Origin of the sequence: Thermus igniterrae ATCC 700962 (assembly GCF_000376265.1) — a bacterium.
GTDB lineage: Bacteria > Deinococcota > Deinococci > Deinococcales > Thermaceae > Thermus > Thermus igniterrae.
Genome location: NZ_AQWU01000030.1, coordinates 1 through 13788 on the forward strand (window position 1 = coordinate 1; position 13788 = coordinate 13788).

Genomic DNA, 13788 nt, shown 5'->3' on the forward strand with positions numbered 1-13788 from the left:
TCAATCCCCCGCTCCACCAGGAAGGCGGCGAACTCGGGGTAGTCGGAGGGGGCCTGGCCGCAGATGCCCACCTTCTTCCCCCGGGCGTGGGCCTTCTCAATGAGGAGGGCACAGAGGGCCTTCACCGTGGGGCGGCGCTCGTCAAAGAGGGGGGCCACCCTTTCCGAGTCCCGGTCCAGGCCCAGGGCCAGCTGGGTGAGGTCGTTGGAGCCGATGGAAAAGCCGTCAAAGAGCTCAGCGAAGGCCTCGGCCTCCAGCACGTTGGCGGGGATTTCCGCCATCACGTAGACCTCGAGGCCATCCTCCCCCCGCCTAAGCCCCCCCTCCGCCATCACCTCCAGCACCCGCGCCCCTTCTTCCGGGGTGCGGCAGAAGGGCACCATCACGTGAAGGTTTTTAAGCCCCATCTCCTCCCGCACCCGCTTGACCGCCGCCACCTCCAGGAGGAAGCCCTCCTTGTAGTCCGGGTGGTAGTAGCGGCTCGCTCCCCGCCAGCCCAGCATGGGGTTTTCCTCCTTGGGCTCAAAGAGGTGCCCCCCCAGGAGGCGGGCGTACTCGTTGGTCTTGAAGTCGGAGAAGCGCAGGATGACGGGCCGCGGGTAAAAGGCGGCGGCGATCAGGGCGATCCCCTGGGAGAGGCGGTCCACGAAGTAGGCCCGCTTGTCCCCGTAGGCCTCGGTGGCCTCCTCCACCTGGCGTTGCACCTCCTTGGGCAGGGTGGCGAAGCGGGTGAGGGCCAGGGGGTGGACGCGCACGTGGCTGGCGAAGACGAACTCCATGCGCAAAAGCCCCACCCCGTCCGTGGGGAGGAGGCTGGTTCGCAGGGCCTCTTCCGGCGTCCCCACGTTCACCATGATCCGGGTGCGGGTCCGGGGCAGGGCCTCGGGGCGGATCTCCTCCACCTCAAAGGGCAGGCTCCCCCGGTAGACCCGGCCCACCTCCCCCTCGGCGCAGGAGACGGTGACCACCTCCCCCTCGGGAATGGCCTGGGTGGCCCCCACCGCCCCCACCACCGCCGGCACCCCCAGCTCCCGGGCCACGATGGCCGCATGGGAGGTGCGCCCGCCCCTTTCCGTCACAATGGCCGCCGCCTTCTTCATGATGGGCTCCCAGTCGGGGTTGGTGGTCTCCGTGACCAGCACCTCACCTTCCTGGAAGCGGTCCATCTCTTTGGGGTCTTTGAGGAGGCGGGCCCTGCCGCTGGCGATGGCCTCCCCCACCGCCAGCCCCTCGGCCAGAACGGGGCCCCGCTCCCGGAGGCGGTAGACCCTGAGGAGGGGGGCTTTCTGCGCGTGCACGGTCTCCGGCCGGGCCTGGAGGATGAAAAGCTCCCCCGTGGGCCCGTCCTTGGCCCACTCAATGTCCATGGGGGTGGGGGTGCCCCGCTGGGCGGAGTAGTGCTCCTCAATCTTCAAAGACCAGTCGGCCAGGAGGAGGACCTCCTCGTCCGTAAGGGCGAACTGGTTGCGGAGGTAGAGGGGGGTGGGGCGGTTTTTTAGCCGGCCCTCCCGGGGGTCAAAGGCCAGGGTGAGCTCCTTGGCCCCCAGGGTCTTGTACACCAGGGCCTTGTACCCCGCCTTCAGGGTCTCCTTGTGCACGTAGTAGCCATCGGGGGCCACCCGCCCCTGGACGATGTTCTCCCCCAGGCCGTAGATGGCGGTGAGGTAGACGAAGCCCCGGTGCCCGGTGTCGGGGTCCAGGGTGAAGATGACCCCGCTGGCCCCGGTGTCCGCCCGCACCATGCGCTGCACCCCCACGGAGAGGGCCACCTTAAGGTGGTCAAAGCCCATGTGGGCGCGGTAGCTGATGGCCCGGGCGGTGAAGAGGCTGGCCATGGCCCGCTTCACGTGCAGGAGAAGGTCCTCCTCTCCCTGCACGTAGAGGTAGCTCTCCTGCTGGCCAGCGAAGCTGGCCGTGGGCAGGTCCTCGGCGGTGGCGCTGGAGCGCACCGCCACCGGTAAGGCCTCCTCCCCTGCCTCCTCGGAGAGCCGGCGGTAGGCCAGGAGGATCTCCTCCCGCAGGTCCTCGGGGTACTCCCCCTTGAGGATCAGGTTGCGCAGGCGGCGGCTGGCCGCCTGCAGGGCCTTGGGGTCCTCCACGTTGAGCCCTTGGAGCTCCTGGGCCATGGCCTCCACCAGGCGGTTGGCCTCCAGGAAGTAGCGGTAGGCCTCGCTGGTGGTGGCGAAGCCCCCGGGCACCCTCACCCCCAGGGGGGAAAGCGCCCGGATCATCTCCCCCAAGGAGGCGTTCTTGCCCCCCACCAGGGGGACGTCCGCCAGGCCTACCTCGTGGAAAAACCGCACCCACCTCATGGAACCCCTCCTTTCCGCAAGACCTCCCGGAGCACGCCCTCGGCGCTCTCCCCCTCATAGAGGGCCTCCTCGGTGAGGAAGAGGCGGTGGGGGAGGGCCAGGAAGGCGGCGTCCTTGAGCTCTTTCCAGTCTATCAGCGGCTTGTCCCTCAGGTAGGCCAGGGCCCTGGCCAGGGCCAGCCAGGCCTTGGCCCCCCGGGGGGAGAGGCCCATGCGCAGGCGCTTGTCCTCCCCGGTGAGGAAGGCCACGTGGGTGATGGCCTCCAGGGCCTCCCTGGCCACCCGCACCTGCTCCACCTCCCGCTGGGCGGCCAGGAAGTCCACCCTCTGGGGTTCGGGGGTGCGGGGTTCTTCTGTGAGGATGCGGAGCCAGACCTCCCGCCGGGGGGGGCGGAAGGGGATGCGGGCGGTGAAGCGGTCCAGCTGGGCCTCGGGCAGGGGGTAGGTGCCCTCCAGCTCCAGGGGGTTTTGCGTGGCCACCACGAAGAAGGGCTCGGGCAGAGGGTGGCGCACCCCTCCCACGGTCACCGCCCGTTCCTGCATGGCCTCGAGCAGGGCCGACTGCACCTTGGGGGGGGCCCGGTTCACCTCATCGGCCAGCACCACCTGGGCGAAGATGGGCCCGGGGATGAAGGCGAACCCACCTTCGCGAAAGACCTCGCTGCCCGTGAGGTCCTGAGGCAGGAGGTCGGGGGTGAACTGGATGCGCTTATAGCTGAGGCCGCTACCCCGGGCGAAGCTCTCCGCCAGGAGGGTCTTCCCCAGCCCCGGCACCCCTTCCAAAAGGGCGTGCCCCCGGGCCAGGAGCGTGGCCAGGAGGGCCTCTATGGCCTCCTCCTGGCCGAAGAGGACCCCGCCCAAGGCCTGCCTCAGCTCGCTCAGGGCCTGGAAGGGGCTTTCCGGCATGGGGAACTAGCCCTCCCCCGTCCGCTCTTGGATCACCCGCTGGGCCAGGTGGGGGGGTACCTCGGCGTAGTGGCTGAACTCCAGGGTGTAGGCCCCGGCGCCCCCGGTGAGGCTGGGGAGGGTTTTGTAGTACTCCAGCACCTCGGCCAGGGGCACCTCGGCCCGCACCGCCGCCAGGGCCCCCTCCTGCTCCATGCCCAGGATCCGCCCCCGCCGGGCCTGGAGGTCGGAGAGGATGTCCCCCACCCGCTCCTGGGGGGCCAGCACCTTGATCTGGTAGATGGGCTCCAGGAGGACGGGGCTGGCCATCTCCATCACCTTCTTGAAGGCCATGCTGGCGGCGATCTGGAAGGCCAGGTCGCTGGAGTCCACCTCGTGGTAGGAGCCGTTGAAGACGATGGCCTTGAAGCCCATCACCGGGTATCCCGCCAGGACCCCCTTTTTGGCGGCCTCGAGGATGCCCTCCTCAATGGCCTCCTGGTACTTGCTGGGGATCACCCCGCCGGTGATGCGCCATTCAAAGCTGTACTCCGGGGCGGGTTCCAGCCGGAGCCAGACATCCCCATACTGGCCGTGCCCACCCGTCTGCTTCTTGTACTTGCCCTGCCCCTCGGCCACCTTGCGGATGGTCTCCCGGTAGGGCACCTTGGGCACGGAGAACTCCACCTCCACCCCGTAGTCCCCCAGGCGCTCCTTGGCCGTGGTGAGGTGGAGCTCCCCATGGCCCCAGAGGAGGAACTCCCCGGTCTCCTCCTGGCGCTCCAGCTTGAGGCTCGGGTCCTCTTCCAGAAGCTTGCGCAGGGCCTCCCCCAGCTTGGCCTCGTCCGTGCGCCCCTTGGGCCGGATGGCCACCGGGACGTTGGGCTCGGGGAGACGGGCGAAGGGCACCGCCTCGCTCTCCGGCCTTTCCCCCTGCCAGAGGATCATCCCCCGGTGTAGGTTCTCCGCCTTGGGCAGACCCAGGATGTAGCCCCCTTCCGCCTGCTCCACCTCCAGGAGGTCCTTGCCCATGGGCACGTAGAGGTGGGCCAGGCGCACCGTGCCCCCCTCGCTTTGCAGGGTGTCCCCGGGCTTCAGCCGACCCCGGTACAGGCGCACGTAGGCCACCTGGCCCATGAAGGGGTCCACCTGCACCTTGAAGACCTTGCCCAGGGCGGGGCCGTTGCCGAAGCGCTCCTCGGGGGAGGGGAGGGCCTCCAGCACCAGGTCCAGAAGGGGCAGGACCCCGATGCCCTCGGTGCCCGAGGCGATGGCCACGGGGTAGAGGAGCCCCTTGCGCACCGCCTCGTGGAAGGCCCGCTCCAGGGCCTCGCCCGTCACCTCCTCCCCCTCCAGGTACTTCTCCAAAAGGCCCTCGTCGGTTTCCACGATGGCCTCGAGGACCTCCTGCCGAAAGCGCTCCGCCTTCTCCCTCTCCTCGGGGGGTACGGCCACCTCCACCTCGCCCCCGTTCTGGTAGCGGTAGGCCCGGCCATGAAAGACATCGATCAGCCCCACCCAGCGCCCCCCCTCGTAAAGGGGCAGGTCTATGGGGAGGATGTGGCCCAGGGTGGCCCGCAGGTCCTCCAGCAGGGCGTAGTAGTCCCCTCCCTTGTCCAGCTTGGTGACCACCACCATCCGGGGCAGGCCCAGGCGCTCGGCCACGGTCCAGGCCCGCTCAGTGCCCACCTGGACCCCGCTCTCCGCGGAGACCGCCACCAAGGCGGCGTCGGCGGCCTCGAGGGCCCCCCTTATCTCCCCCACGAAGTCCCCGTAGCCCGGAGCGTCCAGGAGGAAGATGCGGTGCTCCTTGTGACGCAGGGGGGCCACGCCGGTGCGCACCGTGGTGCGGTGGAGCTTGGCCTCGGGGGTGTAGTCCGTGGTGGTGGTGCCGTCCTCCACCCGGCCCATCCGGTCCTTGGCCCCGGTCTTGTACAGAAGCGCTTCCGTGAGGGTGGTCTTGCCGCTTCCCGCATGGCCCACCAGGGCAACCGTTCGGATCATGGTACCTCCTTCTTGGTGCCCATAGTATAGGCCCAAGGAGGGGGCGATTGTCCCAAGTGCTCTACGTGCCCAGAAGGCTTCTGGAGGAAACCCGGGCCCACCTCCTGCGGGAGGCGCCCAGGGAGGGGGTGGGCCTTTGGGCGGGGAGGCGGGAGGTGGAAAGGGTCATCCCCCTGCCCAACGCCCATCCCCACCCCCACACCGCCTATCTGGCCGAGCCTTTGGCCCTCCTCAAGGCCCTTAGGGAGCTGGAGGGGGAGGGGCTTGCCCTTCTGGCCATCTACCACTCCCACCCCGCCGGTCCCGCCCTCCCCAGCCCCACCGACATCAAGGAGGCCCGCTGGCGGGTGCCCTACGTCATCTTCGGCACCGATGGGGTGCGGGCCTTTTGGCTCCCGGAGGGGCGGGAGGTGAGCCTTTTGGTCCTGGGCTAAAACCCCCAGGCCAGGGGACTCCCCTGGCCTGGGGGCGCAGACAGGACCTAAGGCCGCTTCATCCAGAAGGTGTAGCTTCCAGAGCCGCTATAGGCGTAGATGCGCCAGCGGTAGTACCCGGCGGTGCCGGTGTAGCGGATGGTCTCCGTGGAGGAGGCGGTGGTGGCGCTGGCCACGTTGACCCAGGTGCTCCCGTTCCACTTCTGCAGGTAGAGGTCAAAGTCGGTGCCGCTCGGGCCCTGGAGGTAGCCCTCGTGGGTGCCGGAGACGGAGGTGTAGTAGTAGCTGCCGTTGGGTTGGTAGGCAGAGCCTCCTTGGGAAAGGGTACCCGTGTACTTTTCGCATCCCGTGCAGGGCTCTTCGGAGACCACTTCGGAGGCGGGGCTAAAGAGAAGGCGGTTGGGGGAACCCGTGCCGGCGCTGGTCACCTTGCCCGTGGTGGCCCCGTTGATCAGGGCGGTGGCCACCTGGCTTGGGGTGGCGTTGGGGTTTTGTTGCAGGTATAAGGCCGCCGCACCGGCCACATGGGGCGAGGCCATGGAGGTTCCGCTGATGGTGTTGGTGGCGGTGGTGGAGGTATGCCAGGCGGAGAGGATGTTCTGGCCGGGGGCAAAGAGGTCTAAGCAACTCCCATAGTTGGAGAAGCTGGCCCGGGCATCCGTGTTGGTGGTGGCGCCCACGGTGATGGCCTCGGCCACCCGCGCGGGAGAGTAAAGGCAGGCGTCTTGATTGTCGTTGCCTGCGGCCACCACGAAGGTGACCCCGGCGGCGATGGCGTTCCTCACCGCGGTGTCCAGGGCGCTGGAGGCGGCGCCCCCCAGGCTCATGTTGGCCACGGCGGGTTTAACGTGGTTTTGCGCCACCCAGTTAACCCCGGCGATGACCCCCGAGTTGGTGCCGGATCCATTGCAGTCCAAGACCCTTACGGCGTAAAGGCGGACCCCTTTGGCCACCCCGTAGGTGGTGCCCCCCACGGTGCCCGCCACGTGGGTACCGTGGCCGTTGCAGTCCTGGCCGTTGCCCCCCAGGGCATCGTAGCCCACGTAGGCTCTCCCAGCTAAGTCCGCGTGGTTGGTCAGGATGCCTGTGTCAATCACATAGACATTGACGCCGCTACCGGTAACCGAGTAGGTGTAGCTCCCGTTCAGGGGGAGGTTCCTTTGGTCTATGCGGTCCAGACCCCAGGGGGCGTTGCTCTGGGTGGCGGAGAGTTGCACGTAGGTGTCGGCTTCAATGAAGGCCACCCTGGGGTCTCGGCGCAGGGTCTCCAGTGCCTTCTCGCTCATCTGGGCGGCAAAGCCTTCCAGGGCATGGGTGTACACCGCCTGGACGGTGAGGTCCTGGGAGGAGAGGCCCAAGGGGGCTAGGCCTTTTTCGCCGGCCTGGAGGGTGGCGAGCATCTGGGTGGCGGCCCCTTTCTTGAACACCACGATGTACTGCCCCGGGATGGCCTGGGGGTCGTCGGCTTTGTACAGCGGGGCCTCGTAGGTTCCGGTGGAGCCGGCAGGCCTTTGCGTTTGGCAGGCCGCCAGCACCAGCACCAAAGCGCCGATAAGCAGTCCCAACCGTAGCCTCATAGGGTCCTCCTTGAACGAGTTAGGCCTTGGGGCCGCGGGCAGTCTATGGGCTAGGTTGGGGAAGTGTCAAGAGGGGGGTGCTCACCCCCCGTAGAACCACCCCGTGTCCCCCATGACCAGGGGCCTGGCCTCGTGGCGCACCCCGGCCTCCACCACCTCGGCCACCACCAGGCTGTGGTCCCCGCCCTCGTAGAGGTGGCGCACCTCGGCCTCGAGCCAGTAGGGGAGCTCGGTGAGGAGGGGAAGGCCGAAGGTGGGGGAGGGGACGAAGGGGTGGCCGTTCAGGGCACCTCCTTCCTGCACGGTGGGCTTGAAGAAGTCCTGGGCGATGGCCTTCTGGTCCGCGGCCAGGGTCATGAGGGCTAGCCTCCCAGTCCGCCCGATGAGGGCGTGGAGGCGGCTATCCCGCTTCACCCCCAGGGCGATGAGGGGCGGCTGGAAGGAGGCCTGGGTCACCCAGTTCACCGTGCCCGCGGCGTACTCCTCCCCGTCGCGGGCCGTCAGCACGTAAAGGCCGTAGGTAAAGCTACGCAGCACCTTCTTCTTGGCCTCGAGGTCCATGCCTCACACCTCCTCAAGCAGGGCCTGGAGCAGGGCCTCGTGGATGCGCCCGTTGCTGGCCACGATGTAGCGGTGCCCCAGGCGGTAGGGATTGCCCTCCATGTCCGTCACCCGCCCCCCGGCCTCCTCCACCAGAAGCCACCCCGCGGCCACGTCCCAGGGGTTCAGCTTGACCTCCCAGAACCCCTCCAGCCTTCCCGCGGCCACGTAGGCCAGGTCCAAGGCGGCTGCCCCGGGGCGGCGCACCAGGAGGCCCCGCCGCAGGGCCCGGCCGAAGTAGGTGAGGTTTTCCGGGTCCTTGGCCACGTCGTAGGGGAAGCCGGTGGCCAGGAGGCTTCCCAGGAGTTCCTCCCGCCCCGTCACCCGGATGGGCCTGCCGTCCAGGTAGGCCCCTTCTCCCCTTAGGGCGTAAAAGGTCTCCCCCCGGGCGGTGTCCATGACCACCCCGGCCTGGATCACCCCCTCGGCCTCCAGGGCCAGGGAGACCCCGTAGAAGGGAAAGCCGTGGGCGTAGTTCACCGTGCCGTCCAGGGGGTCCACGATGAAGCGGAGGGCCTTGCCCCCCTCGCTACCCCCCTCTTCCCCCAGGAAGCCGGCCTCGGGGAAGCGGGAGAGGAGGAGGGCCTTGATGGCCTCCTCGGACTCCCGGTCCGCCTGGGTGACCAGGTCGGTGGGGCCGGACTTGGTGCCCTGGGTGAAGCCCCGCTCCAGGTAGTAGGCGTGGATGCCCCGGGCCAGGTGGGCAGCCTCCAGCATGGCCTCCAGGTGGGGGAAAAAGGGGTGTCTCCTGCCGATCACGCCCCCATCATACCCTTCGCCCCCAGGCCGTCAGGCGGGCGAAGAGGGCCCGCAACTTGGCCTCGCTCTTCACCCCGGGGGCCTCCTCCACCCCGCTGGAGAGGTCCAGGGCGTAGGGTTGGAGGGCCAGGACCTCCTCCAGGTTTTCCGGGCCGATTCCCCCCGCCAGGATTACCCGCTTCCCCCCCTTCAGGAGGGGGAGGGCCCACTCGCGGGGGTAGCCCTGGCCGCTTCCCGGCCTGGGGCCGTCCAGGAGGAGGGCTTCTGCGGGGTAGTCCGCCCACCCCGGCTCCGCGGGGCCCAGGAGGCGGAAGGCCTTGATGACGGGATAAAACCGCCCCACCGCCTCGGCCCACTCCGGGGGTTCGCTCCCGTGGAGCTGGGCCACCTGCAGCCGGGCCCTTTCCATGGTCCGGAGCACCTCCTCGGGCTCCTGGTCCTGGAAGACCCCCACCCGCACCACCAGGGGGCCCAGGGCCCGGGCCACGTCCCGGGCGGCCTCCGGCTCCAGGCGCCGCCTGGACCCCCGGGCGAACACAAAGCCCAGGGCAGAGGCCCCCAGGGCCTCCGCCAGCAGGGCGTCCTCCACCCTGGTGATGCCGCAGATCTTGACCCGCACCTGCAAGGCCAGCCTCCTTGTCCTTTGGCCCCCTCGAGGTGAGGCCAGGGTGTGCGCCCCTTCAGTCTAAAGGGCCCTGGCAGCGCCAGGGCCCGCAGGGGCCTCAGGCCTTCAGCCGCACTTGGAGTAGCCGCAGGCCTGGCACTTCCAGCAGCCCTCCTCCCGCACCAGGGTCTTCTCCCCACAGACGGGGCAGGCGGCGGCCCCCAGGAGGGCAAACCCTCCCCCCGAGAGGGCGGGCAGGGCTTCTTCCCCGGGGTTCTGGCCCATGCCCTTGAAGGCCTCGGGGATGGTCTCCAGGGCCACGGCGATCAGGTCGGCCTTGCTGGAGACCAGCCGGCCCTGGTAGGTGCCGTAAAGCCCCCCGTTGATCCCCCTCAGGGTGCGGATGATGGCCTCCGGGGGGACCCCGTACTGCAGGGCGATGGAGACCACCCGGCCCAGGGCCTCGGAGTCGGCGTTGGCCTCGTCCCCCGCCTTGCCCGAGGTGAGGATGACCTCAATGGGCCTCCCCTCCAGGAGGTTCACCGTGACCAGGAAGCTCCGCTTGGACCCCTCCGGGGAGAGGAGCTTCACCATGTCGGTGAAGCCCAAGAGCCTCCCGGGGCGCTCGTGGACCGGCCCCCCCTGGGGCTTCTCCTCCCTCTTGGGGGGAGGGGGGGCCTCCGGGGCCTTTTCCGCCTTCTCCTCCTTCTTCACCGTGAGGACCTGGAAGTCCCGCGAGCCGTCCCGGTAGACGGTGATGCCCTTGCAACCCGTGCGGTAGGCCTCGAGGTACGCGGCCTCCACGTCGGCCACCGTGGCCTCGTGGGGCAGGTTGATGGTCTTGGAGAGGGAGTTGCCCGCGTAGCCCTCGGCGTCAAAGGCCCGCTGCACCACCCCCTGCATGCGCACGTGGTCCAGGGGGGAGATGTCGTGGGCGCACTGGAAGACCCTCCGGATGGCCTCGGGCACGAAGGTAAGGCGCTGTACCGAACCGTGGCCGTCCTCCTGGATGGCCGCCACCACCTTCTCCCAGTCCCACTTTCCCTCCTTGGCGAAGCCCTCTGCCGGGGGGTAGGCCTCCATGAGCTCCACGAAGAGGGGGTGGAGAAGGGGCTTGTACTCCCCGCCAATCCTCCGCCAGACGAAGGGGCTGAAGACGGGCTCAATGCCGCTACTGACCCCCATGAGCATGCTGGTGGTCCCCGTGGGGGCCACGGTGAGGAGGGCCACGTTGCGCCGGGGGCGGACTCCCAGGGCTTCAAAGTGCGCCCGGGCCTCCTCGTAGAGGGGGAAGACGCCCCGCTCTTCCGCCAGGGCCTCCGAGGCCTTGATGGCCTCCTCCCTTAGGGCGGTCATGATCTCGTAGACCTTCTCCCTGGCCGCCTCCGAGGCGTAGGGCAGGCCCATCTTGATGAGGGCGTCCGCCAGGCCCATGACCCCGAGGCCCAGCCGGCGGAGGCGCTTGGCCGCCTTTTCGTTGTCGGGGAGGGCGAACTGGTTCACGTCCAGCACGTTGTCCAGGAAGCGCACCGCGGTGTGCACGTCCTTGCGGAAGGCCTCCATCTGGAACTCCCCGTCCACCACGTAAGCGGCCAGGTTCAGGGCCCCCAGGTCGCAGGGCTCGCCCACGGTGAGGGGGATTTCCCCGCAGTTGTGGGCCACCACTCCATTGGCAATCAGGCTATGGGTAACCGGCTCGGTCAGGTCGTAGACGGGGGCGGTTCCGGCTGGCTCAACCCCGCTTACCATGACCTCAAAGCGCTGGCGGTAGGGGCCCCTGGGGCGGCCGCGGATGAACTCCTCCAGCTTGGACTGCTTCTCGGGCAGGGCGAAGCCGATGACCTGGGCGAAGCGGTCCCGGCTCTCCGCACCGATGATCAGTTCGTACTGGTCGGCCACCGGGTACTCCCGCCTGCCGCCCCGGCCATCGGGCAAAGACCGGAGGGCCGCCTTGCGGCGATGGTGGATGCGCCCGAAGATGCCGAAGTTAAGGAGCAGGAGCTGCACGTCCTGAAGGAGGCCAAGGCTTGAGGAAGCTAGGCGCACGGTGCAGCTTTCCTTGGCGTCGTTGCGCTCCACGGTGCCATCGGTGCTGAAAAGCCCGCGCAAAAAGCCCACCACTGCCTCGCGCGGTGCGGTGAAGATGCTCTCCGGCACCCGCTTCTCCGTGGCCTTCACCGCCTTGACGCCGAGGGCGGCGAAGAACTCGGCAGGTAGTTTATTGAAGTGCAGGTGCAGGGTGTTGGAGGCGGTGGCCTGCAGGGTTCCCGGGCCGAACCAGTCCCGAAGGCTGTCCACCACGATCTGGGCCTGGGCAAACTCCTCCTTGTTGAAGAAGAACCCTACCCCATCCTCCCGCAGATACCCATCGCCTACCAGCCAACCCAGCACCAAGCCCAGGTTCTCGCTCCACTGGGTGGGCATGTTGGCATACTGCTCCCGCACGTCGGAGCGGCCGCGGGCGCCCCTGCTTCCGGCCACCGCCACCCGCTCATGCACCACCCGCAACGCTGCAGGCGGCAGGGATCGCTCCTTGGCCCACAGGCCTTCGCCGCTTTGCACCAGCAGCCTGTCCCCGGGCTTCAACTGGCCCGCTTCCACATACCCTTGGGGGGTCAGGAGGAGGTGATCGGGGGTCAGGGTAAGGGTAAGGCCCTCCCGGGTCTTTATGCGAACCACCTCCCGCTCCCCGGTGTAGAAGGCCTTGGCCGCTTTGCGCACCGTCACCCCCCGCTCTTTTCGGGCTGGGCCCAGGCCTGCGAAGGGGGCGCGGTTGTCGGTGGTCATGTAGAAGCTACCCTTTTTGGCCAGTTCAGCGATGGGAACTAGGCCAAACTCCGTGGGGATTCGGGTGCTGCCCACGAAGCAGGGATTGGTGGAGCGGATTTCGTAGCCCGGAAGGCCTTTCAGGGCGGAAAGGGCGTTCACCCGGTCCACGAAGATCAGCCCCGGCTCCCCCGTGGCCCAGGCGTGCCAGGCGATCTCGTGCCAGAGCCAGCGGGCGGGCACCTTCCCCCCGAATAGGGGGATGGGCTTGGCCCCGTCGGCACGCTCGGGAAGGTCGGGCAGCCTGCCCGTGTAGGGGCTTGCCACCGGGTGGGGATAGTACTTGCCGGGTACCTCCGTGGGGGTCACGGGCCAGAGGGCGTCGGCCTCGAGGGCCTGCATGAAGGCCTCCGTCACCAGGACGGAGATGTTGAAGGTGGAGATGTCCCCCTCGGCCTTCTCCCGGTCCAGGTCCTTGGCGGTGAGAAAGTCCAGGAGGTCGGGGTGGTCTATGGAGAGCGTGGCCATCCCTGCTCCGCGGCGCGTGCCCCCCTGGCGCACCACCCGGAGCACCGGGGCGTAGACGTAGCGCAGGGTGGCCACCGGGCCCGCCTCCTCGGCCCCCAGGGCTGCCCACTCCAGGAAGTGGTCAAAGATCTCAAAGAGGAAGCTCACCGGCCCCGAGCTGGTGCCCCCGGAGCCCCGGATGGGCGCCCCTTCGGGCCGCAGGAGGGAGAAGTCCACGTGGGGTTCCTGCCCCTGGCGGGCCAGGCGGGCGGCTTCCTTGGCCGCCTCAATGATGCCCCCCATGTCGTCGGGTACCCGGATGAGGTCCTGGGGCGCTTCCTTCACCGTGAGCACCCCGTACCGCTCCGCTAGGGCCTTGAGCTCCGGGGGAAGGTCCCCGTAGACCACCCGGGCGAAGTTTTTGAGGGCGATCTCCTCCTTGGGGCCGTCGGGGTTGGTGGGGGGGCGCATGAGCCCCCGGATGAAGTCCTCCACGTCGGGATGGCCGGCCGAGAGGTAGGCCATGCCCCGCACCGGCCGCCGCCGGGCCTCCCTCTTGGAGCGGTAGGGGTCCAGGTTCACCCCGTTGCCCCCACCCACCTTGGTGACCAGGGCCAGCTTCTTGGCCACCTCCATGATGCCCTGGAAGCTCTCGGGGGGGTTCTCCGTGGCCCCCTGCACGAAGCAGTTGAGGAGGTTGCCGTGGGGGGTGCCGGTCCCCGCCAGGATGCGCCCGCCCGGGGAGAAGCGCTTGGAGGCCATGAGCTCGTAGAAGCGCTCCTCCCAAAGGTCCCGGACCTCAGGGGCCTCCACCCGGGCCACTTCCCGGGCCACCCTGCGGAACATGCCGAGAATATCCCCATCGCCGGGTTGCAGATACTGGCGCTTGGCGATGGCCTGGGCGTGCTCGTCAAAGAAATGGCGCTCCATAAATCCTCCCTGACCCCCAAGGACGGACCAAGCCCCTAACTGGGGCTTGACCCCATATCTTGGGGTGAACGCCCTAGATGCTACAACCCTTTGGGTTTGGCCGCAAGTGGGGCGGTTCACACTCTGGCTTGGGTCGTGGGCTTGCCTTGCAAAGGTCAGGAGGACGGGTGTATATCTCTCTCCTGATGGGCAAGCGAGGCTTCCTTCGCAGGGAGGCAAGCCCCAAGGAGGTCTTGGAACACTGCCTGCGCCTGGCCCGGGAGGTGGCCCCTCCCACCCCCAAAGGCAAGCGGGGCCGCCCCTGGCGCTACAGCCACGCCCTTTACCTGGCCCTCCTTCTCTTCCGCGCCTTCTTCCACCTCACCTACCGCGAGACGGAGGCCTCACTCCAGGACCTGATGGAAGGCCCCT

General features: G+C 68.6%; 10 protein-coding genes. 2 read left to right on the plus strand and 8 right to left on the minus strand.

What is annotated here, in order from left to right; genetic code table 11:
- From ppsA to B128_RS0100960, 3 genes are all read right to left on the minus strand, one after another.
- Positions 1-2312 (minus strand): phosphoenolpyruvate synthase (gene ppsA, locus B128_RS0100950; RefSeq protein ID WP_018110428.1); only part of this gene is annotated, 2312 nt, incomplete at its 3' end.
- Positions 2309-3217, minus strand: coding sequence for an AAA family ATPase (locus B128_RS0100955; protein WP_018110429.1), 909 nt, complete (start codon positions 3215-3217; stop codon positions 2309-2311). The genes B128_RS0100955 and ppsA, both read right to left, overlap by 4 nt.
- A 6-nt stretch (positions 3218-3223) precedes the next feature.
- Positions 3224-5200, minus strand: coding sequence for an elongation factor G (locus tag B128_RS0100960; protein ID WP_018110430.1), 1977 nt, complete (start codon positions 5198-5200; stop codon positions 3224-3226).
- 56 nt (positions 5201-5256) lie between these two features.
- On the opposite strand from B128_RS0100960, the gene B128_RS0100965 reads away from it, so the two are divergent.
- Positions 5257-5634 (plus strand): M67 family metallopeptidase, encoded by a 378-nt coding sequence (locus B128_RS0100965; protein ID WP_018110431.1) that lies wholly within the window; start codon positions 5257-5259, stop codon positions 5632-5634.
- A 47-nt stretch (positions 5635-5681) separates the two neighbouring features.
- On the opposite strand, the gene B128_RS0100970 is transcribed toward B128_RS0100965, so the two are convergent.
- The 5 genes from B128_RS0100970 to B128_RS0100990 form a co-directional block, all read right to left on the minus strand.
- The gene (locus tag B128_RS0100970; RefSeq protein WP_026174913.1) at positions 5682-7211 is read right to left on the minus strand and encodes a S8 family peptidase; all 1530 of its coding nucleotides are present in this window, start codon (positions 7209-7211) and stop codon (positions 5682-5684) included.
- Between the two features lie 81 nt (positions 7212-7292).
- Positions 7293-7772, minus strand: a complete 480-nt coding sequence (locus B128_RS0100975; RefSeq protein ID WP_018110433.1) for a flavin reductase family protein — start codon at positions 7770-7772, stop codon at positions 7293-7295.
- 3 nt (positions 7773-7775) lie between these two features.
- Positions 7776-8570 (minus strand): inositol monophosphatase family protein, encoded by a 795-nt coding sequence (locus B128_RS0100980; protein ID WP_018110434.1) that lies wholly within the window; start codon positions 8568-8570, stop codon positions 7776-7778.
- 7 nt (positions 8571-8577) lie between these two features.
- Positions 8578-9189 (minus strand): phosphoribosylanthranilate isomerase, encoded by a 612-nt coding sequence (locus B128_RS0100985; protein ID WP_026174914.1) that lies wholly within the window; start codon positions 9187-9189, stop codon positions 8578-8580.
- 111 nt (positions 9190-9300) lie between these two features.
- A complete protein-coding gene (locus B128_RS0100990) occupies positions 9301-13377 on the minus strand; it encodes an intein-containing adenosylcobalamin-dependent ribonucleoside-diphosphate reductase (protein ID WP_018110436.1) in 4077 nt (1358 codons plus the stop codon).
- Positions 13378-13544: 167 nt separating this feature from the next.
- Between B128_RS0100990 and B128_RS0100995 the strand changes: the two genes are divergently transcribed.
- Positions 13545-13788, plus strand: a 244-nt coding sequence (locus B128_RS0100995; protein WP_018110437.1) for a hypothetical protein, incomplete at its 3' end; no start/stop codon positions are given.